We start from the raw sequence: 25,075 nt of genomic DNA, 5'->3' as shown, positions 1-25,075 counted from the left end.
ATGTGGAGTGCTGGTTTATAAGTCGGGGATGCGGGGAAACTGGCGTCGATTCGATAGCGATTTTGGATTTGTGCGGGAAGTGGACTGCATTGGTTCGGCGCTAGCCGTAGTGGTGAACGTTTATTGAAGCCCTCGCCCGCTCGCGGTCGCTCGGCGACATATCTGACGGACGTAGTTGCGACAGATAGGGGTCGCCGAGACGACCACGGGCCTGACGGCCCGCGAGCGGCCGACCCCTTCATCCCACCCGGCGGTTAGTCCACCGAGCGCGCTCTGTGGATTGCTCAGTCGAGCATCCCGGTTGTTCGGTCGTCCGAGCGCAGGGGCTTGCGCCGTAGAGAAATGTTCTGGATTCTTTAACATAGGATATTATTTCTTTAGAAAATATCATTATTTTCCTGCCGGTGCGCCGCGGAACAGCCAACGGCGACGACAGGTCGAACAGACTACCACGGGTGGATGAAGGGGCCGCCCGGTCGCGTTTACGTGGTCGTCTCGGCGGGCACTATTTCCGCGCCGATGCGGTGCGGTGAGGCGCGGAAATATCCCGGCGAGCGACCGCGACCGGGCGGGGGCTTCAAGAAACGTTCTCCCTTCCAGCTCTCCCGGTTCTGCTGTCGGTTTCTCGAAATCCAGTCGCTCTCTAATCCCCTAACCAGCGATGGATACTAACCCCTGCCGAGAAAATCCACACGCAAGAAACCGATGTCAGCGCGGAACAACTCCGACGACCCAATCTCCGTCGAACTCAAGTTCTACGCCACCTTCCGCGAGGAGGTCGGCCAGAAATCTCTCACGCGCGAACTCCCCGCGCAATCCACGCTCGCGGAGGCAATCGCCGACGTCGCCGAGGAGTACCCGTCGCTCGAAGGCAGACTCCTCGGTGACGACGGGGAAATCCGCGACAGCGTCCGGGCGCTGAAGAACGGCCGCGAGAGCGCCGAGGCCGACACGGTTCTGGAGGACGGCGACGACGTGAGTTTCGTGAATCCGATTCACGGGGGTAGTGATTCATCAGTTCCGGTGTCAGAGAGACCGCGATTCACAGCAGAATGTAGGCCGACCCGACCACGTAGATGACGAGGATGAGGTAGCTCTCCGTGCCGATACTCGTCCCGAAGTCTTCCGTTTCGCGCCGGACCAACATGATGAGTAGCACGCTACTCATCATGGTGGTCATTCCCACCAGAAAGAGTACTTCGAGAGTCACGTGCGCGTAAATCGAATCGACGGAATAGGCGAAATCGGCGAGCGCTAACATGAGCGTATCGAACACGTTGCCGCCGATGATGTCCCCGATTGCCAGTGCTACCGCGCCGCGTCTGACGGCCGCGACGGACGTCACCAGTTCGGGAAGTGACGACGCAATCGCCATCCCAGTCATTCCCACCAGCATCGGGGATAGCGCTGTTTCGGTCATCACCTGTTGCCCGCCGTAGGAGAGCAGCCAGCCAGCGCCGCCCACGAGGGCGGCAATCAAGAGATACTCGCCGACGAGCGCTGGCGTGCGGGTGGAATCAGAAGCCGTCTCTCCGGACTCGCCAGCGGTCGTCTCCTCGGACTCGCCAGAGACCGTCACTCCGGACTCGCCAGCGGTCGTCTCCCCGGACTCGCCAGAGACCGTCACTCCGGTCTTCTGACCGCGTAACCGACGGGAATACCACTTCGGTTCGACTTCAGACGTCTGGACCATCCGGAATCCGAGAATCACGGCGACGACGAGCGCGAGCGACGCGAGGTGAACGTCGAAGAGAACGAACGTGTTCGGGGCGAGCATCGCAAGCAAGGCGAGCGTCAGCAGGAACAGCAAGACGGCCAGTTGCATGAGACTCGCCGCCATCGTCACCTCTTCGCTCAGCGGGCCGCGTCGCATGGCGGCGTCCGCGATGGCGATGAACGCCGTCTGCGCGGCGATTCCGCCGACGGCGTTGCTCACCGACAGGGTCGCTTGGCCGCCGAGCGCGGTGTCAAACGAGATAATCACGCCGGGCAGTGAGGTGCTAGCACCTAACAGTATCATCCCGCCGATGGTCTGCCCGATACCGATGGCGTCGGCCAGTTCCTCCGAGACGCGACTGAACCGCGAACCGAGGAGCAAGACCACCGCGACACCGGAGACGAAGAGTCCGACTGGGTACCACATCACCGAATCACGACTAACGGCACGACAGCCAGACGGAAAGGAGAAACGACCGTCTCAGTCCGCGCTCGCCGCGCCGTCGCCGCCCGAAATCCGGCTCTCGGGCACCGTTCCGTCCTGATTCCAGCCGCGTTCCTCGTAGTACTCGTCGAGCGCCTGCTCGAAGTCCGGCAGGTCGTAGGGCAGGTCGTCGTCGCTCCGGTCGAACCCGCGCTGGTTGTTGAAGTGGCGCTCCAGTTCCACGATGCGACCGCCGATTTCGAGGAGTTCCTCCCACTCCGCGCCGAACAACTCCTCGATGCGCTCCTCGGTGGCGTAGTCGCTGGAGAACGCGCAGAGGACGCCGCTGTCCTTGAACGCCGCCGAGTTCTCGGACTCGACGAGGAAGGGAGCCTTACCCTCCAAGCCCTCCGGGTCGAGTTCGCCCGAGTACTCCGCGCCGAGAATCTCCGAGTACATGTGGTCAGCGCCGCTGTTCGAGGTCGCGTACGAGAGGCCCTGTCCGTTGATGGCCCGGCCGTCGTGGGCCGCGAATTCGAGGCCCTTCGAGGTCCAGTTCTCGACGCCCAACTCGTCGTGGCACCGGTCCACGCCCTCCGCCAGCAGGTCGCCGACGCCCTCTCTGCGGCCGATTTTCTCGACCAGTTCGTGGACCAACTCGGCGTTGCCGAACTCGTCTTCGCTCTTGAGGTACGCCGAGACGGTGACGCCCGCCGAGATGGTGTCCAGACCCAACTCGTCGCACAACTCGTTGGACTTCATCACGTCCACGATGTCGCCGACGCCCGCGTTCGACCCGAACGAGAAGACGGTCTCGAACTCCGGCCCTTCCGTCTCCAAGCCGGTTTCTTCGTCCCGAGTCGGCAGCTTACAGCCGAACGCGCACTGCGAGCAGGTGCCGCGCTTGTACTTTTTCTCCTCGACCGCGTCGCCGCCGATTTTGTCCGCGTCCTCGAAGGAGAACTCGGTGAAGTATCGCGTCGGGAGCGAGAAGTTGTCGTTGATGAACTCCGTGCCGCCGGTCGTGCCCTGTCGCTTCATCGAGTCGTCGCTCTGGGCGGCGTCGCGGTGGACCTCCATCTGCACGTCGGGAATCTCGACCTCGGGCGCGGAGTCGCCGTCGAAGCTCATCGTCTTCAGGTTCTTTGCGCCCATGACCGCGCCGAGGCCGCCCCGGCCGAAGGCTCGCGTGTCCGAGGTCATCACGCAGGCGTACCGGACCTCGTTCTCGCCCGCCGGTCCCGCCGTGACGAGGTGTTCGGACCCCAAATCGCGCACGCCCTCGACGTACTCGCTGGTCGCCGAGACTTCGGCCCCTTCGAGTTGCGGGACCTCCTCGAACTCGACGCCCGAATCAGTCACGTGGACCGCCAGCAGTTCGTCGCTCTCGCCGACGATTTCGACCGCGACGTGGCCCGTCTCGACGAAGTTCCGCGAGAGGAACCCGCCCGCGTTGGTCGAGCGAATCCCGCCCGTGAGCGGGGAAATCGCGGTGGCGTTCATCCGCCCCGTGAAGCTCATCTGGGACTGCTGGAGCGGTCCCGACGAGAAGTAGAGTCGGTTCTCGGGGCCGAGCGGGTCGGCGTCGAACGGGATTCGGTCGTGAGCCAACTTCGTGGCGACGCCGCGGCCGCCGACGAAGGACTGCAACACGTCGTCTATGTTCTCCTCGCGCGCCTCACGTTCTGTCAGGTCGATGGTGAGGAGCGTTCCCTTTCCGTGGAGCATCGTTCGGGTAGTACTACACAGCATATCACGTAAATTCGTGGGTATCGGAAACCGGTCGCCGGGTTTCGGTCGCGCGCCGACTTGCCACTCGGAGAAGGCTGAAAGGTCCGCAAGCCCTACCCGAACTCATGGGGGAAGACAAAGACATCAGCGACGTTTCGGGGCTTCCGGACGAACTGGGAATCGACGAGGACCTCGGGCGCGCGGAGCAGCGACTCACCATCCGCACCGAGGAGCGAACCTACGGCAAGGCCGTCACCATCGTCGAGGGGTTCGACAACTCGTCGGTGGACATCGGCGACCTCGCCTCGACGCTCAAGAGCAACCTCGCCACGGGCGGGACGGTCGAGGAGGGCCGCATCGAACTACAGGGCGACCACCGAGAGCGCGCGGCCGACCTGCTCCGCGACGAGGGATTTCAGGTCGAAGGGTAGGTCGGAGTCGGAAGGGAGGTCGGATGGTCGTTCGAAGTTAGAGGGAAAGTCGAAGTCGGAAGGGAAGTCGAAGTCCGAAGGCCGCCCGACCTCCTCGGGCAGATACGGGTCGGAGACGTACGGATGGAGGTACTCGGCCCACAGCAGGTCCAGCGGTGTCTGCCAGCCGAGCGCGTGACTCAGCGCGTCGTCCCACGCGACCAGCAGGCCGAGAAACAGCGCGCTCCGGGCCAGTAGCGTCGTGCGCCACCAGAAGGGCCGGACCATCGCAATCGCGGTCGCCGCGCCGAGCAGGACCAGCACGCCCAGCGCGCCCACCACGGGGTAGTATGGCCACGTCAGCGCGAACGCGAACACCGACAGGAGGGTCATCCCGATGACGACCCACGGCCCGGTCTCGGTGTCGCTGTCCGCGTAGACTACCCAACAGACGAGAAGTATCAGCAGAACGCCGAGATAGAAGTGATGCGGCCCGAACACCGCCCCGTCGGGTTCCGCCTCGCTCGGAAAGCTTCGGAACACAGGACACCTACGACGGACGAGAATAAATAAATTCCCGAGGAGATTTGACTCCTCTCGCGCGCTAGACAACTATATAATACTAGTTCAAACGCGACGAATCGTCTCCTCTCTCGTCCTGTCATCCCGTAACTTCTTGGCGGAGACGGCCCCAGTTTGGGCCATGCTCCCGCGAGTTCACGTCGTTGCGACCGGCGGCACCATCGCCAGCACGCCCGACGAGGAGGGCGCGGCCCCCAGCCTCGACGGCGCGGACCTCCTCGAATCGGTACCGGAACTCTCCTCGCACGCCGACCTGAGCGTCGAGTCCGTCTCGCAGGTTCCGGGGTTCGATATGGACTTCGAGACGATGGCCGACGTCGCCGAGCGCGCCCGCGCCGCGGCGGAAGACGACGAGGCCGACGCAATCGTCGTGACCCACGGCACCGACACGATGGCCGAGACGGCCTACTTCCTCGATTTGACCTGCTCGCTCCCCGTCCCCGTGGTCGTCACGGGCGCACAGCGCCGACTGGACGAACCCAGTTCCGACGCGCCCGCGAACCTGTTGGCGGCGGTCCGGTCGGCCACCCACTCGCGCGTCGAGGAGGGCGTCTTCCTCGCGTTCGACGACGAACTCCACGCCGCCCGAGACGTGCGGAAGGTCCACACGCACAAGCTCGCCGCCTTCTCCTCGCCCAACGACGGCCCGGTCGCCACGCTGACCCGCGACGGCCTTCGCTTCCACCGCGAACCAGAGAGCGAGTCGGTGTACCTCCCGGTCTCGGGCGAGGACGAGCCAGTCGAGGCACCCGACGCCCGCGTCGAGATGGTGGTCTCCGCGGCCGGGGTGGACGGCGCGCAGGTCGAGCGCGCGGTCGAGGCGGACGCCGACGGCCTCGTAATCGCGGGCACCGGCCTCGGGAACGCGACCGGCGAGTTGGGCGAGGCCGTCGCGGACGCAGTCGAGGACGGCGTCCCAGTCGTGCTGACCTCGCGGTGTGGTGCGGGGTCCACGGGGGCGGTCTACGGCACGTCGGGCGGCGGCAAGACTCTGCAAGACGCGGGCGCGATTCCCGGCGGCGACCTCGCGCCGTGGAAGGCCCGGGTCAAGCTGGCGCTCGCGCTCGACGCGGTGGACGACGGCGAGGACGTGGCGGAGTACTTCGTGGAACCGGTGGAGTAGGAATAGAAAAACGTTGTCTCTTGGAGTTTTATTCCTTTATAGTTTGAAAACGTTTGTGTAGACACGGTTCGAGTTGTTAGGCGGCGAGTCCGAGACTCTCGGACTCGCCGCCCTCGACACTTCCGTTTGCGGTCTCGTCCGCGGCTCTGTCGGAAATCCAGAAACCGCAAAGGAGAGAACGTCATCTGGACGTGCGTAGCTCTCGATGAGAACCTCTCTTAGAACGCTGTTCAGAAACTCAGTTCCTACTACGCCTAAAATACTCTTGAGCCTTGTGGTGTTATTGGACGCCATCGTCAGAGCTTGTCCCCCGTGGGTTCTGCGTATAAGCGGGATTACGATGGTACGCGACTTCTTCCCCGAGCGAATCGAGACGGACCGACTCGTCCTCGAACGCGTCTCCCACGAGAACGTGGAGCCGTTCGAGGTCTACGAGTTGGTGGACCGAGACGAGTGGCAGAACGACGTGACCGAACACATGCCGTGGTTCCGCTTCCGGCGACTCGACCAAGTTGCCGAGTTCATCGACAAGGCCGAACAGCAGTGGGCCGACCGTGACACCGCCCGATACCTACTACGGTCGAAGGAGGACGACGGCGAACTCGTCGGGACGACGGCCTACGGTCCGGAGTGGGAACAGCGGCGGGCCGGTTCCGGCATCGTCCTCTCGAAGCGGTACTGGGGTCGGGAGTACGGACTGGAACGGGCGTCGGCCTTCGTCGAGTTGACCTTCGAGACGTACGACTTGGACGTGTTCTACACCTCCTGCGCGGCGGACAACGAACCCTCACGGCGGATGATAGAGAAGTACGTCGAGAAGTACGGCGGCCGCTACGAAGGGCTACTGCGACAGCACGGGTCGCGCCGACCGAACGGCGAAGTCACCGACCAGCACCGGTTCACTATCACGCAGGAGGAGTACGAGGAGGCGACCGCGGAGATGGAGACGCTGGAGTTCGACCTCGATTGGTAGTTCCTCTGTCTCTGACCTCCTACTCCCCGAACTTCTGCTGTTCCTGCTCCCGAAGCTCTATCCGGCGAATCTTCCCGCTCGAAGTCGTCGGCAGTTCCTCGACGTACTCGATGCGGCGCGGGTACTTGTACGGGGCCGTCTCCTCCTTCATGTAGTTCTGCAACTCGTCGGTCAACTCGTCGCTCCCCTCGTAGTCGTCGGCGAGGACGACGTAGGCCTTGACGACGTTGCCGCGCTCGTCGTGGGGGCTGGCGACCGCCGCGGCCTCGGCGACCGCGTCGTGGCCGACCAGCGCGTCCTCGACCTCGAAGGGGCCGATGCGGTAGCCCGACGAGATGATGATGTCGTCCGCGCGGCCCTCGAAGAAGAAGTAGCCGTCCTCGTCCATCCGGGCGAGGTCGCCGGTCCGGTAGTAGTCGCCGTGGAAGGTCTCTTCGTCCAAGTCGGGCTTCTCGTAGTAGCCGTCGAAGATGGCGGGCGAGTCTACTGGCACGGCAATCTCGCCGGTCTCGCCGGGTTCGACTTCCTCCTCGTCCTGCGTATCGAGGAGGGTCACGTCGATGCCGGGCACGGGCTTGCCCATGCTTCCGGGCTTCACGTCGATGCCGGGGTAGTTGGTGACGAGTGCGACGGTCTCGGTCTGGCCGTAGCCGTCACGCGGTGTGACGCCGAAGGCCTCGTCGAACTCCTGAATCGGCTCGCGGTTAAGGGGTTCGCCCGCCGAGACCGCCTCCGTGAGTGCGAGGTCGTAGTCCGAGAGGTCCTCGACCTGCGTGAACATCCGGTACTGGGTCGGGACCGCGCAGAGGCGCGTGACGCCCTCCTCTTCCATCAGGTCGAGGAAGGTCTCGGCCTCGAAGTCGCCGTCGTAGATGAACTGGGTGGCCCCGGTCGTCAGGCCCACGCCGACCGGACTCCAGAACCACTTGGCCCACCCGGTGCCGGTGGTCGCCCACAGCAGTTCGTCGGAGAAGTCGGTGTCCTGCGTGACGCCCCACCAGTAGGGAGCGTTGATGAGTTCGAAGCACCGGAGCCAGCGGTGGCGATGGAGGACGGGCTTGGGTTGGCCCGTGGTCCCGCTGGTGTAGTTGATAGACATCGGGTCGTCCGAGGAGAGGTCCGGCCCCTCGTGGTCGGTGTCCTGCCCCTCGATGAGGTCCGCGAAGGCGTGCCAGTCGTCGCGCTCGGCGGTCTCGTCGTCCGCGCTCTCGTCGGCGTCCAGCACGATAACGCGCGAAATCGGCGTCTCGTCCAAAATCGGCTCGACCATCTCGGTCAGCTCCTCGTGGACGACGACCGTCTCGGCCTCGCAGTCGTTCGCCCGGAAGGTCAGGTCCTTGGGCTTGAGCATGGCCGAGCAGGGCACGAGTATCGCGCCGCGGGTCAGCGCACCCAACTGGATGGCGAAGGCGTCGGGGTGGCGCGGGAACAGGTGCATCACCCGGTCGCCCTCGCCGACGCCGAGGTCCGCGAGCGCGTTTGCGAACCGGTTGGTGTCGTCGCGGATGTCGGCGTAGGTGCGCTCGACCTCGGTGCCCTCGTCGTCGCGGAATCGGACCGCGAGGCGGTCGCCGAAGCTCTCGGCGTGGTCCTCGATTACCGCCGGGAGGTTGTAGTCGTCGGGAATCGCCCACTCGAACTCCTCGCGTTCGCGCTCGTAGTCCAGAGCCATATCGGGAACACTCGTCGGACGAGCATTTGATTTTATCGACGGTTCCCGAGTCGCGGGAGTAAGTCGGAACAGAAATCTCAGACCGCTCGCCCGCGCCGCGAGAGGCCGATGAGGAGCGCCCCGCCAGCGAGGACGAGGACCGCCACGGACAGCAATACCGTCGTGTAGGCGAGGTCGAGGAGTACCGGCGCGAACAGAATCAGCGCCCCGAGGAGAATCAATCCGGCCCCGCCCCAGAGTTGCGTGCTGTCGTCCATGCACGTCGTCACGACGCCCGGCCACTTAGCTCCGGTGCCGAAAAATCGGCTCGCCCGGGGGCGAGCGGTCGCTCACTCCTCGAACGGGGCGTCCAGACCGGTCCCGGCTTCGAGAAGTTCGCCGAGGCGCTGGACGAACCGCGCGGCTTGGCCGCCGTCCAAGATGTCGTGGTCGAACGTGACGGTGAGGCTCAACAACTCCCGAGACTGGAGTTCACCGTCGACGAAGCGCGGTTTGGTGCCGATGCCGCCGACGGTGAGCTGGAGGGTGTAGTTCGTGGGACTGATGGCCCACCCGCTCCCGGTGCCGAACATCCCGACCGAGGTGACCGCGACGGTGCCAGCGAGGTCCTTCCACCGCGACGGAAACAACTGCGGGAGTCGCCAGATTTGCCTGCGGACGAAGCCGGGAAGGCGGCGGGCGAGCTTGGCGATTCCGGCATCTGAGTGAGCCGAGGAGTCCGCCTGAGCGCGCCGAATCTCGTCGTGAATCGACCGGACCGTCCGCCGGTTCGCCGCCCGGACGACGTGTGGGACGCCGATTCGCTCGCCAGCGACTTCCCGTTCCACGAGGACGTTCACGTCCACGTCATCGAACTCGTGAATCCGCCCGCGCCAGTCGTGGTACCGGTTGACCTGCGGCTGTTCCTCGATGGCAGTCGCCAGACAGGAGACGACGAAGGCCGTGAACGAGAGGTCCGTTCCGGTGTTCTCCTCGATGTCACGGATTCGTTCTCTGGCATCTGTAACGTCGATTTCGACGAGTCCGTGGACGTTGCTCCGGTGGCCCGCCGTCCGCATGTAGTCTGCTGTCAGCTGCTGTTGGGGAGACACGCGCTCGGGTCCGGGACCTCGATTGCTCATGGAGTCACGTGGACGGCGCGACCCAAAACCGTACTCACCGACCGAAGTATCGGTTGCGAAGGAGGACTAGAAAAGAAATACAATTCCTAAAGAAATAGGATTGTTTTTATAGCAATGAATTAGATGTCTCAGCTCCGTCGCTATTCGACACACGTGCCACGTCGCGCTCACACCGGCCGCTCGTCGCCCGCGGTGCCGACGAGGAGCGCGCCGCCCGCGAGTCCGAGGACCGCGACCGCGGCCGACGCCTGCGTGAACGCGCCGAGCGCGGCCGGGACGAACAGGAGCGCGCCCGCGGCGACCAGCAGGGCGATGCCGACCCGGAGTTGGCGTTCGTTCGAGACCATGCGTTTGGGTACGGCGGCCGACCGCTGGGGTTCTCTCGCGGACATGTTCGACAGAACGATAAATAGAGGTATTTAAACCGAGATGACAGAGACAGACCGTGACGGAAACGGCTCTCTTGGTTAGAACAGAATTTGATAACCGCGTGTCGATTGTTACGTCTGGTCCCAAGCGTCAGGATCGTTACTCAATGGAATCGTCTGCGTACTAATAATTGTCTCGTCGACATCGTGAGTGCGAACAGTAGCAGTTCCATTCTCGGGCGGTGACGCGCTCGGGATTCTGGCGAGTAGTAGGTGGTTGAATTCGGCGTTCAGTCCACCTCCGAAGTTCTGTTGGCGGATACGAACCCTAAGTTCGTTCCCGCCAGTCTCGATAGTTTGCGGGAACAGGTAGTAACCGCTGTTCGGCATCGTCGCCTGAACCGCCAGAATATATGAACTGCCGAAAGACGTTTCCTGCAGAAACTTCGTGTAGGTACTGTCGTCGGGAACAAACTTGCTTGCGAGGTCTGCGTTCGTAAGTAGTGCCCCGCCGGGAATACCCAGTTCCGTGTTCAACCGTTCGTTGGATGGTCCGACGTTTATCGACTCGACTAGCGTCTCATTTGTAGGTAAAAACGTCGTTATCGTCCGCAACAGATCATCCGTGTACGCGCCACCTACGTCCACTACCGTAATTTCTATTGCGTCTGCGTAGTCCGCTGGGATTTTAACGAGGCCTGTCGATATCCCTGACTCCGACCCAGATTCGTTCGTCTCTTCGATATGGAGAGTCATCTGAGTTGTCTTCCCGATCCGATTGAAGAAATCGAATTCGATTCGATACTTCGGTGATGGAACTGCTGTTTGCACCACTACTAAGGCCTCGTTCGCAAAATCTGTTCTCGCTACGAATCGGTTGATTTGCGTCACGTCCTGCTCGGAAACGCTATCACCGACGTTCGTCACGCTGAGCCTACGAGCCTCGTCCTCACTTCGGAGAACTCGGGATGAATACGAGGTTCCGACATCCCGGACGCTTTCGTCCATGACTCGCTCTTGATGATTAAATGTGATAGTACGTCGGTTGATGCGGTTCGTTGTCGTTTCCATCTGCGATTTTTCGTGAGTTGTTTCGTTTGTCTGGGTGTGTCGCTTGCTGGTAGATTCCTGTTCAGACGGCGAGTCGTTGGTCGCACACCCAGCTAGCAATCCTATAGTACACGGTACTCCTTTCAACAACGTACGTCTGGTGGAGGGCATAGCTTTCGAGTATTCTGATAACCAGTAAAATTTTCTGGTCAAAAGGTGGGTAGTGGTGAGGCTATTCGACTCGAAGCTTACGTAGTGTCCGGGTCACCGTTCGTTTGATCCCACGCGTAGTAGGCGTCAATGAGTTGTCCTCGTTTGGCGGCCTCGTCCGGACAAACAGTGTAGCTGTTCATATCTTCGAAGATTTGTAGGGAGGACGTGTAGCTGTACTGGTCGTTTGAGACCATGATTACTCCTGCAGCAGCTGCCTGTGGTGAAGAGAACGATGTCCCATTGCGACAGACACCTGCGTCAGTCTTGTTTGCATAGGCACCGTAGACAGTCGGGGCAGACCCGGAATTAGCGTAGTAATCACAGTAGGAACAGGTAGTGTAGTCGAAGCTCGGTGCGTAATCAGACGTACCATCGCGACTGTAATCGTTGGTGCTACAGGAACCATCGTTGATTCCACCCGCACCGATAGTTAGCCACGAACCTCCCGGGATGTCTACTTTACTATTGTACCCATCGTTGCCAGCAGTAGCGAACGGTAGGTATCCTGCATCAGTGTACGCATCGTGTTCAGCACAGATTTTTTGGGTGCAGTAGTCGGTACTTCCTGTACCATCACTGAGATAGAGTACAAGTGAGGTGTTTATCACGTCAATATCGTTCTGCAGGGCGTATTCGACTGCATTTTTGATATTGGTCTCACGGTCGGAACTGCTCGACTCGTTTGCTCGAAGCGGAACAAAAAGGTCGCTATGACCTTTGTTCGTTCCGAGCATGTACGCAATCGTATCAGCCACATCTGTCCCGTGAGGGTACTCGTCCGCGTTCCAAGTGCCGCTCCCGGTGAAGTCCTTGGCTAAGTTGGTGTCGATTCCGATGTCGGCTGCGTAGCTACTTGCGTACGAAGTCTTACTCCCGTCGTATCCGGTATCGATGACACCGATACGAATGTCAGAGTCGATGGTGTAGTTGTTTTCGACTGTATCGAACGAGAAGTAACTCGAAGATCGAAGTGTGTCTACGCCGATCTCGTCCCCATTACAATCGCTGGCGACTTTCGTTTTACCCTCGACGTTAACCGAGAGTACGAAGTCAAGTGATGCGATGCGGGCAAGGTCTCGCCGGGCTACGTTCCGCAGGCCAACGTCCGTCGAAATGAACTCGGGGACGTACTCTACATCACCGTACTCTTCGAGCGTAGCGATTTCATCCGTTGTCGGCGTCCATCCGTTGATTGTCCTACCGTATCTGTTCGAAGTGACTGTCTTTGCCTCACCTATCGTCGTAACGATGAGGTCGAAACTCCCCTTTCCGGGATTTTGTCCCAGATGTTCAGCAAGAAGTTTGTGATAGAAGACTTTGGGATTGGCATTTCGGTTGTACTCGTCCACACGCCGTTGAATCATCGGCAGTTCGGTCGCGTGTGTTACGTTTACGTCGCTAGTTGGACGACCCGAGGAGGTGGTCTCACTCCCCGTCTTCTCTCCTTTTGCGTCCGCGACTGTTGCAATAGTTTCTGGAGCGATGGCAGCCAAACCTACACCTTTTGCCCACTGAAGGAAACGGCGTCTGTCCGTGAACTGATCTTCTTCTTCTGGCTCGTCGTTGTTTTCATCCACCATTCTAGAAGTCGATATGAATGTGGGATAATTATATTTTTCTAACCTTTAGTTTTATAATTATTCTATTTGATGTTTGTAATAGAAGTCCGTCTGATGCAGACGCGCGTTACGAAGTACCTACGACTATGTCCGGACGAATGCGGATAGACAAGCTTTTAGGTTTGCCTAAACCATCCCAACCTAACGAATGAGTTCGACCGAGGACATCTGCGTCGTCGTCCCGACCATACGCGAGTACGAGTGCATGCGGGCCTACTTCGACAACGCCCGGGAACACGGCTTCGACTTGGACCGCCTCCACGTCCTGCTGGTCACCGAGGACTTCTGCGACACCGAGGAGATGGCCGCGATGTTAGAAGACGAGGGCGTCTCGGGCGAGGTCTTCGACGGAAGCCGCCGCGAGGAGTGGTACGAGAATCACGGCATCGCGGAGTACGGCCACGTCGTGCCCGCCGCGAGCCACGCCGAGACGAGTTTCGGCCTGCTGTACATCTGGGCCAACGACTTCGATTACGGCTTCTTCATCGACGACGACACCCTGCCCCACGAGGACTTCGACTTCTTCGGTCGCCACATGCGGAACCTCGACTACGACGGCGAAATCGAGGAGGTCTCCTCGGACGAGAACTGGGTCAACGTCCTCTACCAGAACTTCGAGGACCACGGCCTCTACCCGCGGGGCTACCCTTACGCCGCGATGGACGAGACGGTCGAGACCACCACGACCGAAGTCTCCGACGTGGTGGCCTCCCAGGGCCTCTGGACCAACGTGCCGGACCTCGACGCGGTCCGCATCCTGATGGACGGCGACTTGCGGGGGCAGGCCCAGACCCGCACCTCCAAGGACGACTACACCAACGACTTCGTCGCCGCCGAGGGCAACTACCTGACCGTCTGCTCGATGAATCTCGCCTTCGAGCGCGAGGTCATCCCGGCGTTCTACCAGCTTCCGATGGACGAGAACAAGTGGGACGTGGGTCGGTTCGACGACATCTGGTCGGGCGTCTTCCTCAAGCGCGCCTGCGACGTGCTGGGCAAGACAATCTACAACGGGTTCCCGCTGTGCGAACACAACAAGGCTCCTCGCTCTACCTTCGGTGACTTGAACAACGAGGTGCCGGGCCTCGAACTCAACGAACACCTCTGGGAAATCGTGGACCGGACCGCCGCCAGCGCCGACTCCTACGCGGGCGTCTTCGAGGCGCTGGCGACCGAACTCGCCGAGGGCGACTTCGAACAGTACGAAAACGGAGCGTTCTTCAACTACGTGGGAGAATATATGCTAGACTGGCTCGCCGCGCTGGACGAACTCGAATCGCTCCAGACGACCCCCGCGGTCGCCGACGACTGATTCCCTTTCCGGGGACATTCGACTCCGCTCCGGGGGCACCCGACCCATTTCGGGGGCGACAGACTCCGCTCCGTCGGGCGACTTCGGAATCCGGCGAATATCGTCGGTCCGACAGGGGAACGAAAGGAAGAAACCAGTAGGTATAAGAGTTTTAGGCTGGCCTAATTTAGATAGAGATGGCCAACAGAGACGCTTCTACTCGACGTCGGTTCTTGGCGTTGAGCGCGGCCGCTGCGACCGGCCTCGCAGGATGCGCGGGCGGTGGACAGGAGACCCAGACGACCACGACCGGTACCACGACCGGCGGTTCCGGCGGCGACTTCGACCTCGACACGTTCCAAGGGTCGGGGTCGCTCGCGGAGAACCGGCCCGAACTCTCCGGCACGCGCATCGAGGACCTGCCGGACCTCTCGGGCACGCTGAACATCTACCTCGGCGGCGGTGAGGGTGGTCTCTACCGCAACCTCCTGAACCGGCTACGGAAAATCTACCCGGACTTCGATCCGAAGGTCCGGTCCGCGCCGACGGCCCAGTTGGCGAACACCCTCGTCGAGGAGGCGAAGGGCGGGTCCACCCCGGCGGACCTGTTCTGGGCCGTGGACGCTGGCTCGCTGGGATACGTGGCCGACCAGGGCCTCACGGCGAAACTCCCGTCGCGCGTCACCGACCCGGTGCCCGAGAACTTCCATCCCGACGACCAGTGGGTCGGCGTCGCTGGCCGAGCGCGCGCCATTCCGTACAACACGAACAAGCTCTCGGCCGAGGACATCCCGAACAAGGTTGCCCAGTTCACCGAGAGCGACGCCCTCGCTGGCTCGATGGGGTGGGCACCGACCTACGGCGCGTTCCAAGCGTTCGTGACCGCGATGCGCATCCTTCGGGGCGAGCAGGAGACCAAAAACTGGCTCCGCGGGATGGTAAACCAGAAGGTCACCGAGTACCCCGACGAGTTCCTCACGTCGAACGCGGTCGCAGACGGGGAGATAAGCGCCGGGTTCGCCAACCACTACTACGTGCTTCGGGTCATCTCCTCGCGTCCCGACGCGCCCATCAGCCTCACGTTCACGAACAACGACGCGGCGTCGCTCGTCAACGTCAGCGGCGCGCAGGTGCTGAAAAGCTCGAACAAGCAGGAGCTGGCGACCAACTTCGTCGCCCACCTCCTCACGGTCGAGGCTCAGGAGTTCTTTGCGACCAGAGCGTTCTCCTACCCGATGATTCCCGGCGTCCCGCCGGTCGGCGGCCTGCCGCCCATCGACGAACTCAATCCGCCGGAAATCGACCTCCGGAAGCTCTCGAACCTCGAACCGACGCTTCGACTGATGCGAGAAGTCGGCGTCCTCTGACATGAACGTCTTCGACCGCATCGAGGAGTTCGCCAGACGGCGCGGTATCGGGGTCGCCGAGAAGGGCGAGTCGCTCCCGGTCGGCGTGACCCTGCTGACCGCTGGAATCGCCATCGCGGTCGTCTCGCCCATCCTGTGGATTCTGCTCCGGGCGGCCGACGTGGGCGTAGACTCGTCTATCGCGCTCCTCGCTCGGCCGTCGATGGTCGAGATTCTCACCAACAGCGTGGCGCTCGTGACGACGGTCACCGTCGCCTGCGTCCTGCTGGGCGTCCCGCTCGCGGTGCTGACGGTCGAGACGGACCTGCCGTTCCGGCGGTTCTGGACAGTTATTCTCGCGCTCCCGCTGGTCGTGCCGAGTTACATCGGCGCGTTCGCGTTCGTCTCGGCGTTCGGGCCGCGCGGCGTCCTCGCCGACGCGCTGGCTCCGCTCGGCGTCGAGTCGATTCCCCAGATTTACGGCTTCACCGGGACCGCGCTCGTCCTCACGCTGTACGTCTACCCCTACGTCTTCCTGACGACGCGGGCGTCGCTGCTGTCGTTCGACGGGACGCTGGTCGAGGCCGCCCGCACGCTCAACCACTCCCGGCGGGAGGCCTTCCGGGCGATTACGCTCCCGCAAATCACGCCGGGCATCGCGGCGGGCGCGCTGTTGGTCGCGCTGTACACCCTCTCGGACTTCGGGACGCCCGCCATCATGCACTTCGGCGTGTTCACGCAGGCTATCTACGTCGAGTTCAGCACGTTCGGCCGCGACACCGCCGCGCTCCTGTCGCTCGAACTCCTCGCCGTGACCGCGGTCATCGTGGCGCTGGAGTCCCGAATCGGCGGCCGCGGACGCGAGAGCTACGCCGGAGGAGGCAACCGCACGACTCGAACCTCGTTGGGGGCGTGGAAGATTCCCGCCCTCCTGTTCTGCACCGCGATTGCGGCCCTCTCGCTGGCGGTCCCGCTCGGCGTGCTGTTCATGTGGCTCACGCGGAGCGGCCCCGGATTCGCTGGCGGCGGGTTCGCGTTCGAGTGGACCTACGGCTGGAACTCGGCGTACGTCTCGGCGCTGGCCGCGGCGGTCGCCACGCTCGCGGCGATTCCCGTGGGGTACTTGGCGGCGCGCTACCGCTCGACGCTGACCTCGCTGTTCGACCGAGCCACCTACGTCGGCTACGCGACGCCCGGCATCGTGCTGGGCATCTCGCTGGTCTACTTCGGGTCGTCGTACGCGCCGACGCTGTACCAGACCGTCCCCCTGCTCGTGTTCGCCTACGTCGTCCGGTTCCTCCCGCAGGCGGTCGGAACGACTCGCTCGTCGGTGTTGCAGGTCGACGCGAAACTCGTGGAGGCCGCCCGGACGCTCGGCCGAACGCCCGCTTCGGCCTTCCGGAACGTGACCCTGCCGCTCATCGCGCCGGGAGTGGTCGCCGGTGCGGCGCTGGTGTTCCTGACGACGATGAAGGAACTGCCCGCGACCCTGCTCCTTCGTCCGACAGGCTTTGAAACCCTCGTCACCTACATCTGGCGAGTGCAGGACGCAGGGTACTACGGACAGGCCGCGGTCCCGGCGCTCGTCCTCGTGGCCGTCTCCGCGCTCTCGATGCTGGTGCTGCTCAAGCAGGACGGGAGCCTCGTCAGCCAAGAAGGAGAAAACGATGCCTAGGGACCTCGAACACGACGACTCCGAAACGATGGACGAAATCGACTCACAATCTATGGCCGCGGCAGAACCGCGACGCAGGAGCGACGGGACCGACCCGGCGGAGACCGACCGCGAGACGGTGTTGGAACTCGACGGCGTGGTCAAGGAGTACGCCGCCGAGACCGCGGTGGACTCGCTCTCGCTGTCGGTCCGGGAGGGCGAACTGCTGACGCTCCTCGGTCCCTCGGGGTGCGGGAAGACCACCACGCTCCGGATGATGGCCGGACTCGAATGCCCCGACGGGGGCGAGGTCCGACTCGGCGGCGAAGTCGTCGCCGACGAGTCCGGGCACGTCAAGCCCGAGAACCGAGACGTGGGACTGGTCTTTCAGGACTTCGCGCTGTTCCCGCACCTCACGGTCGCCGAGAACGTCGCGTTCGGCCTCACAGAGGCCGACGACGAGGAGACGGCCCGTCGCGTGGACGAACTGCTCGACCTCGTGGACCTCTCGGGCCACCGCGAGGCCACGCCGGACGAGCTTTCCGGCGGCCAGCAACAGCGCGTCGCCCTCGCTCGGTCGCTCGCGCCGGAACCCGAAATCCTCCTGCTGGACGAACCCTTCTCGAACCTCGACGTGCGCCTGCGAGTCGAGATGCGCGAGGAGGTCCGCCAGATTCTGAAGGAGGCGGGCGTGACCGCGGTTTCGGTCACTCACGACCAAGAGGAGGCCCTCTCGATTTCCGACCGCGTGGCCGTGATGAACGACGGCACGATGGAGCAGGTCGGCACGCCCGAGAGCGTCTTCGAGCATCCCGAATCCCGGTTCGTGGCCTCCTTCCTCGGGCAGGCCGGGTTCCTCTCGGCGTGGCACGAGGAGGGAACGGTCGTGACGCCCATCGGGAACTTCGCGCCGCAGCGCCTCAACGGCCTGACGACCGAGTACGCGGGCACCGACCTCGACGTGCTGGTCCGGCCCGACGACCTGCGAGCGACCGTCGTGGACGAGTCGGAGGCCGACGGCCACATCATCCATCGCCAGTACACCGGCCCCTCGTTCGTCTACCGGGTCGAACTCGACAACGGCGACGTGGTCCACTGCCAGCACAACCACGTCAAGGAGTTGGACATCGGCAAGCCGGTCCGGGTCGAGTTGGACGCCGACCACACGCTGGCGTGGTACCCGCCGGAGGACGAGAGCGACGGGAAGAGCGAGTCGGCCACCGAGCGCGTCTCCGAGTCGGCGCGACCCCGATGAACCGATGAATCGGCGGCGGTTCCGGCTCTTTTCGGCGGTCCTCTCGCTGGTCGCTGGCGCAGTCGTCTTCCTCGTTGCGACAGAACTGTTCCCGTACCACACGACCAACCACGACGAGGCGGTCTACCTCCAGCAGGCCGCGATGCTGTTGGAGGGCCAGTTTGCGATAGCCCCGCCGGTCCCCGAGGCGTTTCGGCCGTGGTTCTTCGTCCGCGACGGCGCGGAGATGTACCCCAAGTACGCGCCGGTTCCGGCCGCGATGTTCGCGGTCGGGAAGCTCCTCGGGGGGTTCCGACTCTCGCTCGTTGCGATTGCGGTCGGCAACGTCGCGCTGACGATTGCGGTCGCTACCGAGGCGTTCGACCGGCGGACCGGACTGCTCGCCGGGGGATTCCTGCTGGCCTCGCCCCTCTTTCTCGTCGACTCGTCGGTGTTCCTGCCCTACGCGCCGACGACGTTCTGGAACCTGCTCTTTGCCTTCGCCTACATCCGGTCGGCGCGGCACGAGGACTCGAAACTTGCCCTCCTCGCGGGCCTCGCCATCGGCGCGGCGTTCTTCGCGCGGCCCTACACCGCGGTCCTGTTTGCGACACCGTTCATGCTTCACGCGGTGTACTCGCTGTGGACTCGACCCTCGGCGACCCGCCTGACTCGCCTCTCGCTGACCGCGCTCGGCGGGTTGGTGGGTGTCGCGGCCGCGCTGGGCTACAACTCGATGATGACCGGTTCGGCGTTCACCTTCCCCTACGCCGCGTTCGCGCCCCAAGACGGCCTCGGGTTCGGCCACCGCGAGATTCTGGGCTACGAGCGGGACTACACCCCGGCGCTGGCGCTCCGGGCTAACGCCGAGGTCGTGGCGCTCCTGTTCACCGAGTGGGTGGTCGGCGGACCGGTCGGGACCTTGCTGGCGGCGCTCGGGGTCGGCGCGTTCCTCCGGCGCGCGGGACTTCGCCCCGGCGACTGGTCGGCCGACTTCACCGACGCGCAGGCGAAGGCGATTCTCGCTGGCCTGTTCGTCTCGGTCGTGGCGGGCAACGTCTTCTTCTGGGGCAACCTCAACGTCCTCGGGGCGCTCTCCGTCCCCGACGACGGCCTCGTGGACACGCTCGGCCCCTACTACCACTTCGACCTGCTCGTGCCGACCGCGGCGTTCGCGGCGAGGGGGGCGCTCCTCGGATTCGACCGAGTATGCGAGTTCGCCGACGAGCGATTCGGTTCTATCCCCTCCCAGCACGTCGCCGCGGGGATTGCGCTCGTCGGCCTGCTGGTGGTGGCCGGAGCGACCGCGGGCGTCCTCGCCGACCCCGTCTCGGAGAACGCCGAAATCACCGCCGAGTACGAGGCGGCCTACCAGCCCTTCGAGGAGCGCGACCTCTCGGACGCCGTCGTCTTCCTGCCGACGCCCTACGGCGACTGGCTCAACCACCCCTTCCAAGTCCTCCGGAACGACCCCGGATTCGACGGCGAGGTGGTGTACGCGCTCGACGGAGAGGACTCTCTCCGGGTCTCCTCGGCGTACCCCGACCGGACGTACTACAGATACGTCTACCGGGGCGAGTGGGCACCCTACACCGGCGACCCGGTCGAACCCGCGCTCCGGCGCGTCCGGGTGGTCCGGGGCGAGTCGGTCGCCCTCGACGCCGCGCTCGCGGTCCCGAGCCACGCGACGGGGGTGTCGGCCCGCCTCTCGACCGGCGAGGAGTCGGCCTACTACGGCGTGAACGGGACGCCCGCGAACGTCTCGGTCGGCCTCCGAGTGGCGAACCGGACGGCGCGACTCACCGGTCCCAACGTCACCGAAGTCGGCGGGAACGCCAGCGTCTCGGTCGGCCCCGAGGAGCAAGTCGTCGTGCAGGTGTTCGTCAGCGGGGCTGGCGGCGGGTTCTCCTACCGCCTCGAACTCCCGGTCCGGCGGGCCGACGGCTCGATTGCGGCGGTCTCGCCCGCCCGCGAGGTCTGTCTGGTCGCCCGCAACTGCAACGGCGCGGCGGCCTACGTCCCCGGCGCGGTTCCCCCGGGCGTCGGGATGGAGACGAGCCTCCGAGCGACGAACCGGTCAGTCGAGGGGGCCGAGGCCGGGAATACGACTGCTCGCGCCGTTCCGCGAGGTCACGCCATCTCGGTCGGTTACTGACACAACCTCCCGGCGCGCGCTGGCGCGGTCGTCGTGAACGAAGTGAACGACTGCTCGGCGGACGCAGTTTGTCCGCCGGTGTCTCTCGTGACCGCGCCAATTCGTGCGAGGGATGAGTAGCGCAGCGAAGCGAGCAACGCAATCGGTTGGGGAGGGTGTGGCCCGCGGTTGCGGTGCTGTGCGGTGACTCCGAGGCTTCGGGAGTAGCTAGCTCCAATTCAGATCACCGCCGGGACGGTAGCCAGCACCTCAAGGACGATTCTGGGACGGTGGCCAGCATCCTCAAGGACGATTGGCTTCGGGAGTAGCTAGCTCCGATTCAACGTCCTCCTCTCAGTCCCGCTCTTTCCTCTCGGCTCCTCCAACTCGTCCGACTCCTCACACACCGACATCGAACAACTCACAACGCAGAAATATCTCTGCGAACAAATCCCACACATGGACACTCCTGACGCGCTCGCCGACCGCGAGGGGCTACCCCGAAGCCGCCAGACCATCCCGCTCGACGCCGAGGCGTTCGAGACCGTCCGCGAGAACGTCGAGTCGGGCTTCGACCGGTGGGTCGGCGCGCTCGTCCGCGACGGCGACGGTCGAATCGTCCTCGTGCGCAATCGCTGGAGCGACGGCTGGGTGCTTCCCGGCGGCGACGTGGAACCCGGCGAGTCGCTCCGCGAGGCGGCCGTCCGCGAGGTCCGCGAGGAGACCGGCCTCGACGCCAGCGTCGAGCGACCGCTGGCGGTCGTCGAGCAGACGTTTACCACCGACGGGACCGACGACTCAGACGCCCTCGCTGGTGGTGCCGCGGCTAACGACCCCAGCGTCTCGGGTTACTTCGTCGTCTTCGAGGCCCGCGCGAACGACCCCGAACTCGGCGACGACCTCGGGAGGGACGCGGACGAAATCGCCGACGCCGCGTGGTTCGACGCGGTGCCCGAGGAGTGCGAACAGCGCGCGCTGGTGGCCCGTCACTTCTGAGTCCCCGCTTCTGGCTTCGTCACTTCCGAGTCGCCGCTTCTGCTCCGCGGCCCAGAGACACCTATACCCACCCCTAAGAAATATAGAGATAGTTTTAATAATTGTAGAGGTTTCTCTCGATTGGCTCGGCCCTCGCGGGCTACCCAGACTGGCGGTCCTCGGCCCCGGCCGGGTCTCGAACCGCCGGAAGACGATCCTGCTCGGCTCACTTCGTTCGCCTGCGCAGGCTCCGACTTCCGAGGATCACACTCGCTTGGCTCGCGGTTTCACCGCTCGCCAGTCGCGGCGCAGAGCGCCGCGCATCGCTCGCGTGACCGCGCGAAGCGTCCGGGCGGGGTTCGTCCGCCTTCGGACGTAAACCTTCGCGTGGCACCCACCGACGCGACTACCTCAGATCGGGGTTCCGTCGGGCGCGCCGCCGTCGCTCCTCTATACACACCTTCACGATGGATTTGGCAATCGCCGCGCCGCCAGCGAAGGGGTCTAACTTCGTCTCGCCCGCTCGCTCGTCGTACTCGATGGGAATCTCCTGCACGTCGTAGCCCCGCATCAGCGGGCGAATCAGCAACTCCGCCGAGAGACCGGTGTTCTCGGTCCACTCGATGTTCTCGATGACCTCCCGGCGGTAGGCCCGCATCCCGGTGGTGGTGTCGTGGACGCGCTCGCTCAGCAGGAGCATGTCGAGGAGGTCCTCGCCCATCAGGACGCTCGCCAGCGCGGCGAAGGCGTGGTTGCCCCACCGATTCAGGTTCGGCATCTCCTCGGCACCCCAGTAGAGTCTGTCGCCGCTCACCACGTCGCGGCCCGCGTTAATTTCGGCCAGAAAGTCGGGGAGTCGCTCCATCGGGTAGGTGTCGTCGCAGTCGGTCGTCACGACCACCGGCCGGTCGGGCGTCAGGAGGGCCTCGCGCACCGCGACGCCGTAGCCCTGTGGCTCCTGCTCGATGACTCTCGCACCCCGACTGCGGGCGATTTCCGGCGTCCGGTCCGTCGAGCCGTCGACGCAGACGACCTCGGCCCGGCCGTCGGTCACGCGCTCGATGTCGTCGAGTACGGTTCCGATGGCGGCCTCCTCGTTGTAGGTTCCCATGACGACGCTCACGTCGTCGAAGGTGAACTCGCCCCCCGACTCGGCATCGTCGCTGTCCCGGCCTGTCGCGTCCGTATTCATGCTACTCGTGGGTTGTCGCGGCGCGTATTTGAACTTTTAGGTTCGCCAAAAACAGCGTTGTCTGACACGCTGTTTCGGTCGTCGTCTTCACTCGCCGTCTTCAATCGCCACTCTCGAACTCGGGCACCAGTTCGCCGTACCCCTCGTCGTAGGCGCGGGCCTCCAACTCCCGTATCTTCGCGTTCTTCGCCTCGGTGTACGCGCCCACGTCGTCGGGATGGTCGGCGGCGGCCTCGCGCTTGGCCCGCTCGTACTCGCTCCTCGCGTCGGGGTTCTCGCGGAGGAACTCCCTGAAGACCAACTGGTCGCGCCACGTCTCGGCCGCCCGGGGTTGGAGGTGGACCACGACCGGTTTCGCGTCGGTGCGCGAGACCACCACCCAGTCGGGGTCGTCGCGTTGCCAGTCGTAGCCTCGCCCGACGAGTCTGTCGGCGGCCTCGCGCGCGCCGTCGTACTCCTCGTAGACCGCCAGCACGTCCACCACGGGTTTGGCCGGAAGGCCTTCGACCGCGGTACTGCCGACGTGGAAGACTCCCAACAGTCCCTCGCCGGAGGCGGTCCGGATTCGGTCGCGCTCGCCTTCGAACCGCCCGCGCCACGCGGGGTCCTGTGTTTCGAGGTGAATCTCGGCCACGACTCCGCTAGCCGCGTCGGACGGGAGTGTCTTGTCCCGTCGCCGCGGGAATTGGATATAGCGAAATAGAATTTACGAGTTCGGAATCAGTCGAATTTCGTCCGCTTCCCGAACGCCGAAGACGACGATATCGACGCTATACCAGCGAGTAGACGTTCTGTTCGTAGACCTCCCGAACCCGGTCGCCCCAGTTGTGGGTGTAGGTGTCGATGATGTCCTCGGCCACGTCGCCCCGGAGGTACTTCACGATACCCCGGTCGCCGGTCCGGTCCCGCAGGTGCGTCGTGAAGAAGTGCCGGAAGTAGTGGGGCGTCACGTTCTCCTCGGCACCGCCTCCCCTCCGATACCACCCGACTTCTCGGGCGTGGGTCTCCACGATATTGCGGACCATCTGGGGCGTGAGCCTTCGACCCCACTGCCTGCTGGTGCTGACGAACAGGGGTTCGGCGTCGGAAATCGCGTCGGGACGGACCGCCAGCCACCGGGTCAGGACCGCCGCGAGTTCGTCGTCCACCGGAATCACGGTGGCCCGCTCGCGCTTGTTCGCAGCCGACCGCTCCTCGCCGTTGACGACCGCGCCGCGGGCTACGTCGCTGGCGACGAACAGCGAGTCTCCCCGACCGTCGAGTTGGGGCCGAGTCCCGAGGAGATACTCCTCGCCGACTTCCTCACCGACCTCGCCGGAGAGTCGCAGGTCGCGCAGGTCGAGGTTGCAGAGTTCGCCCACGCGCACTTGAGCAGGGTGACGACGATGGCCTTCTCCAGGGGATGGGACACGTCCGCGACGAACCCCCGCATCTGCGGGACCGAAATCTCCCGGCGGGTGGGGTCCTTGTCGATGGACTCGTTCATCTCCTCGACCACGAGCGCCATCGGGTTCGAGTCGAACGCGCCGACCTGCGTCATGTAGTCGTAGAACCGGTGGAGGTAGGAGGCGTAGGTAGCGACCGTGCTTTCCGCGAGGTCGCCCCGGAGGCTGTGGACCCACGCCATGCACTCGCGCTGGGTGGCCTCGCCGGGCGCGAGCGACTCGCCGCCGGGGTTGCGCTCCGGGTCGCCGACGAACTCCTCGAACTCTCGCAGGACGCGCTCGTAGTAGTCGCGGGTCCGTTCGCTCTTGCCGTGGAACCGGAGGTCTTCGAGGAAGTAGCCGATGGGGTCGTCGGGGTCGGCCTCGCCCGCGGTTCGACTACTCGCCATCGCCCACCACCGTGTACCCACCCCGGCGGCCGCTGTACTGGACTCGGTTCTCGTTCTGCAACTCTTGGAGGGTGTCTTCGAGTCGGTCCTCGAAGTCGCCCGCCAACTCCTCGACCAGTTGGTCCCACGACAGATGGTCCTCCGAATCGAGGAGTTCGAGGAGGCGGGTTTCGAGGCCGTCACCCCCGGGGTTCGAGTCCTCGGAAGGGCCGTCCGCCGGGTTCCCTACCCTAAAAATAGGAATGTATTCCTATTAGAATTGTCTAAAACTGTTTAATATAGGTAAAACGTTGTCTAGCGTCGAGAGGCCAATTTATGGCTAGAAGTCTTTTCAAAGTGGAAATAGATTATCAAACAAATCCTATATTTACTGTTGTCTCGGTCGCGCATAGATACAAAATGATTAATATTTG

Annotated in this window: 22 protein-coding genes and 1 pseudogene; 10 read left to right on the top strand and 13 right to left on the bottom strand. The window is 63.8% G+C overall.

The features are described from left to right. The first annotated feature begins 705 nt into the window (after positions 1-705). The gene (locus EPL01_RS15505) at positions 706-1,080 is read left to right on the top strand and encodes a ubiquitin-like small modifier protein 1 (RefSeq protein WP_210424166.1); all 375 of its coding nucleotides are present in this window, start codon (positions 706-708) and stop codon (positions 1,078-1,080) included. Here the strand turns inward: EPL01_RS15505 and EPL01_RS15500 are convergent. Together EPL01_RS15500 and EPL01_RS15495 are read right to left on the bottom strand one after the other, a co-directional pair. Next, entirely contained in the window at positions 1,043-2,143 is a 1,101-nt protein-coding gene (locus EPL01_RS15500; protein WP_135826185.1) for a sodium:calcium antiporter, read from the bottom strand. The genes EPL01_RS15505 and EPL01_RS15500 overlap by 38 nt on opposite strands. A gap of 54 nt (positions 2,144-2,197) precedes the next feature. Then, positions 2,198-3,868 (bottom strand): aldehyde ferredoxin oxidoreductase family protein, encoded by a 1,671-nt coding sequence (locus EPL01_RS15495; RefSeq protein WP_135826322.1) that lies wholly within the window; start codon positions 3,866-3,868, stop codon positions 2,198-2,200. A 128-nt stretch (positions 3,869-3,996) separates the two neighbouring features. On the opposite strand from EPL01_RS15495, the gene yciH reads away from it, so the two are divergent. Further along, positions 3,997-4,302, top strand: a complete 306-nt coding sequence (yciH, locus tag EPL01_RS15490; protein ID WP_135826184.1) for a stress response translation initiation inhibitor YciH — start codon at positions 3,997-3,999, stop codon at positions 4,300-4,302. Here the strand turns inward: yciH and EPL01_RS15485 are convergent. Beyond that, positions 4,234-4,824 carry a hypothetical protein gene (locus EPL01_RS15485; RefSeq protein WP_135826183.1) on the bottom strand — a complete coding sequence of 197 codons (591 nt, stop codon included), beginning with the start codon at positions 4,822-4,824 and terminating at the stop codon, positions 4,234-4,236. The genes yciH and EPL01_RS15485 overlap by 69 nt on opposite strands. 160 nt (positions 4,825-4,984) lie before the next feature. On the opposite strand from EPL01_RS15485, the gene EPL01_RS15480 reads away from it, so the two are divergent. Together EPL01_RS15480 and EPL01_RS15475 are read left to right on the top strand one after the other, a co-directional pair. Next, complete coding sequence (locus EPL01_RS15480) at positions 4,985-5,986, top strand: asparaginase (protein WP_135826182.1); 1,002 nt, start codon at positions 4,985-4,987, stop codon at positions 5,984-5,986. Positions 5,987-6,326: 340 nt separating this feature from the next. Then, entirely contained in the window at positions 6,327-6,959 is a 633-nt protein-coding gene (locus EPL01_RS15475; RefSeq protein WP_135826181.1) for a GNAT family N-acetyltransferase, read from the top strand. Between the two features lie 19 nt (positions 6,960-6,978). On the opposite strand, the gene EPL01_RS15470 is transcribed toward EPL01_RS15475, so the two are convergent. From EPL01_RS15470 to EPL01_RS15445, 6 genes are all read right to left on the bottom strand, one after another. Then, positions 6,979-8,631: an acetate--CoA ligase gene (locus EPL01_RS15470; RefSeq protein WP_135826180.1), complete on the bottom strand. Its 1,653-nt coding sequence runs from the start codon at positions 8,629-8,631 to the stop codon at positions 6,979-6,981. Positions 8,632-8,708: 77 nt separating this feature from the next. Continuing rightward, the gene (locus tag EPL01_RS15465) at positions 8,709-8,888 is read right to left on the bottom strand and encodes a hypothetical protein (protein ID WP_135826179.1); all 180 of its coding nucleotides are present in this window, start codon (positions 8,886-8,888) and stop codon (positions 8,709-8,711) included. A gap of 72 nt (positions 8,889-8,960) precedes the next feature. Next, positions 8,961-9,752: a 2-oxo acid dehydrogenase subunit E2 gene (locus tag EPL01_RS15460; RefSeq protein WP_135826178.1), complete on the bottom strand. Its 792-nt coding sequence runs from the start codon at positions 9,750-9,752 to the stop codon at positions 8,961-8,963. A 167-nt stretch (positions 9,753-9,919) separates the two neighbouring features. Continuing rightward, positions 9,920-10,144 (bottom strand): DUF8178 family membrane protein, encoded by a 225-nt coding sequence (locus EPL01_RS15455; RefSeq protein ID WP_135826177.1) that lies wholly within the window; start codon positions 10,142-10,144, stop codon positions 9,920-9,922. Positions 10,145-10,252: 108 nt separating this feature from the next. Next, positions 10,253-11,128 carry a hypothetical protein gene (locus EPL01_RS15450; protein ID WP_135826176.1) on the bottom strand — a complete coding sequence of 292 codons (876 nt, stop codon included), beginning with the start codon at positions 11,126-11,128 and terminating at the stop codon, positions 10,253-10,255. A gap of 290 nt (positions 11,129-11,418) precedes the next feature. Further along, complete coding sequence (locus EPL01_RS15445) at positions 11,419-12,963, bottom strand: S8/S53 family peptidase (RefSeq protein ID WP_135826175.1); 1,545 nt, start codon at positions 12,961-12,963, stop codon at positions 11,419-11,421. Positions 12,964-13,150: 187 nt separating this feature from the next. Between EPL01_RS15445 and EPL01_RS15440 the strand changes: the two genes are divergently transcribed. The 6 genes from EPL01_RS15440 (at position 13,151) to EPL01_RS15415 (ending at position 21,657) form a co-directional block, all read left to right on the top strand. Next, positions 13,151-14,314, top strand: a complete 1,164-nt coding sequence (locus EPL01_RS15440) for an alpha-1 4-glucan-protein synthase (protein WP_135826174.1) — start codon at positions 13,151-13,153, stop codon at positions 14,312-14,314. Positions 14,315-14,532: 218 nt separating this feature from the next. After that, positions 14,533-15,660 (top strand): extracellular solute-binding protein, encoded by a 1,128-nt coding sequence (locus EPL01_RS15435; protein ID WP_368279587.1) that lies wholly within the window; start codon positions 14,533-14,535, stop codon positions 15,658-15,660. A gap of 1 nt (position 15,661) precedes the next feature. Further along, positions 15,662-17,314 carry an ABC transporter permease gene (locus EPL01_RS15430; protein ID WP_135826172.1) on the top strand — a complete coding sequence of 551 codons (1,653 nt, stop codon included), beginning with the start codon at positions 15,662-15,664 and terminating at the stop codon, positions 17,312-17,314. Continuing rightward, positions 17,307-18,548: an ABC transporter ATP-binding protein gene (locus tag EPL01_RS15425; RefSeq protein ID WP_394346252.1), complete on the top strand. Its 1,242-nt coding sequence runs from the start codon at positions 17,307-17,309 to the stop codon at positions 18,546-18,548. The genes EPL01_RS15430 and EPL01_RS15425 overlap by 8 nt, the downstream gene beginning before the upstream one ends. A 4-nt stretch (positions 18,549-18,552) precedes the next feature. Then, entirely contained in the window at positions 18,553-20,682 is a 2,130-nt protein-coding gene (locus tag EPL01_RS15420; RefSeq protein ID WP_135826171.1) for an ArnT family glycosyltransferase, read from the top strand. Positions 20,683-21,120: 438 nt separating this feature from the next. Further along, positions 21,121-21,657 carry an NUDIX hydrolase gene (locus EPL01_RS15415; protein WP_135826170.1) on the top strand — a complete coding sequence of 179 codons (537 nt, stop codon included), beginning with the start codon at positions 21,121-21,123 and terminating at the stop codon, positions 21,655-21,657. Between the two features lie 385 nt (positions 21,658-22,042). Here the strand turns inward: EPL01_RS15415 and EPL01_RS15410 are convergent, their stop codons facing one another. From EPL01_RS15410 to EPL01_RS22235, 4 genes and pseudogenes are all read right to left on the bottom strand, one after another. Continuing rightward, positions 22,043-22,828 (bottom strand): dolichyl-phosphate hexose transferase, encoded by a 786-nt coding sequence (locus tag EPL01_RS15410; RefSeq protein WP_135826169.1) that lies wholly within the window; start codon positions 22,826-22,828, stop codon positions 22,043-22,045. A 100-nt stretch (positions 22,829-22,928) separates the two neighbouring features. Further along, positions 22,929-23,462: a GrpB family protein gene (locus EPL01_RS15405; protein ID WP_168215929.1), complete on the bottom strand. Its 534-nt coding sequence runs from the start codon at positions 23,460-23,462 to the stop codon at positions 22,929-22,931. A 136-nt stretch (positions 23,463-23,598) separates the two neighbouring features. Further along, positions 23,599-24,662, bottom strand: a pseudogene (locus EPL01_RS15400) (tyrosine-type recombinase/integrase). Continuing rightward, positions 24,652-24,900 (bottom strand): DUF5805 domain-containing protein, encoded by a 249-nt coding sequence (locus tag EPL01_RS22235; RefSeq protein ID WP_246045720.1) that lies wholly within the window; start codon positions 24,898-24,900, stop codon positions 24,652-24,654. Before EPL01_RS22235 ends, EPL01_RS15400 begins: the two are co-directional and overlap by 11 nt. Positions 24,901-25,075 lie beyond the last annotated feature (175 nt).

Origin of the sequence: Halorussus ruber (assembly GCF_004765785.1) — an archaeon.
In the GTDB taxonomy this organism is placed as follows: Archaea; Halobacteriota; Halobacteria; order Halobacteriales; family Haladaptataceae; genus Halorussus; species Halorussus ruber.
This window is presented reverse-complemented; position numbering and strand designations above follow the sequence as displayed.

Coding starts and splice junctions, on each gene's coding strand:
- EPL01_RS15505 (WP_210424166.1), top strand. CDS start 706: ATGTCAGCGCGGAACAACTCCGACGACCCAATCTCCGTCGAACTCAAG.
- EPL01_RS15500 (WP_135826185.1), bottom strand. CDS start 2,143: ATGTGGTACCCAGTCGGACTCTTCGTCTCCGGTGTCGCGGTGGTCTTG.
- EPL01_RS15495 (WP_135826322.1), bottom strand. CDS start 3,868: ATGCTCCACGGAAAGGGAACGCTCCTCACCATCGACCTGACAGAACGT.
- yciH (WP_135826184.1), top strand. CDS start 3,997: ATGGGGGAAGACAAAGACATCAGCGACGTTTCGGGGCTTCCGGACGAA.
- EPL01_RS15480 (WP_135826182.1), top strand. CDS start 4,985: ATGCTCCCGCGAGTTCACGTCGTTGCGACCGGCGGCACCATCGCCAGC.
- EPL01_RS15475 (WP_135826181.1), top strand. CDS start 6,327: ATGGTACGCGACTTCTTCCCCGAGCGAATCGAGACGGACCGACTCGTC.
- EPL01_RS15470 (WP_135826180.1), bottom strand. CDS start 8,631: ATGGCTCTGGACTACGAGCGCGAACGCGAGGAGTTCGAGTGGGCGATT.
- EPL01_RS15465 (WP_135826179.1), bottom strand. CDS start 8,888: ATGGACGACAGCACGCAACTCTGGGGCGGGGCCGGATTGATTCTCCTC.
- EPL01_RS15460 (WP_135826178.1), bottom strand. CDS start 9,752: ATGAGCAATCGAGGTCCCGGACCCGAGCGCGTGTCTCCCCAACAGCAG.
- EPL01_RS15455 (WP_135826177.1), bottom strand. CDS start 10,144: ATGTCCGCGAGAGAACCCCAGCGGTCGGCCGCCGTACCCAAACGCATG.
- EPL01_RS15450 (WP_135826176.1), bottom strand. CDS start 11,128: ATGGACGAAAGCGTCCGGGATGTCGGAACCTCGTATTCATCCCGAGTT.
- EPL01_RS15445 (WP_135826175.1), bottom strand. CDS start 12,963: ATGGTGGATGAAAACAACGACGAGCCAGAAGAAGAAGATCAGTTCACG.
- EPL01_RS15440 (WP_135826174.1), top strand. CDS start 13,151: ATGAGTTCGACCGAGGACATCTGCGTCGTCGTCCCGACCATACGCGAG.
- EPL01_RS15430 (WP_135826172.1), top strand. CDS start 15,662: ATGAACGTCTTCGACCGCATCGAGGAGTTCGCCAGACGGCGCGGTATC.
- EPL01_RS15425 (WP_394346252.1), top strand. CDS start 17,307: ATGCCTAGGGACCTCGAACACGACGACTCCGAAACGATGGACGAAATC.
- EPL01_RS15420 (WP_135826171.1), top strand. CDS start 18,553: ATGAATCGGCGGCGGTTCCGGCTCTTTTCGGCGGTCCTCTCGCTGGTC.
- EPL01_RS15415 (WP_135826170.1), top strand. CDS start 21,121: ATGGACACTCCTGACGCGCTCGCCGACCGCGAGGGGCTACCCCGAAGC.
- EPL01_RS15410 (WP_135826169.1), bottom strand. CDS start 22,828: ATGAATACGGACGCGACAGGCCGGGACAGCGACGATGCCGAGTCGGGG.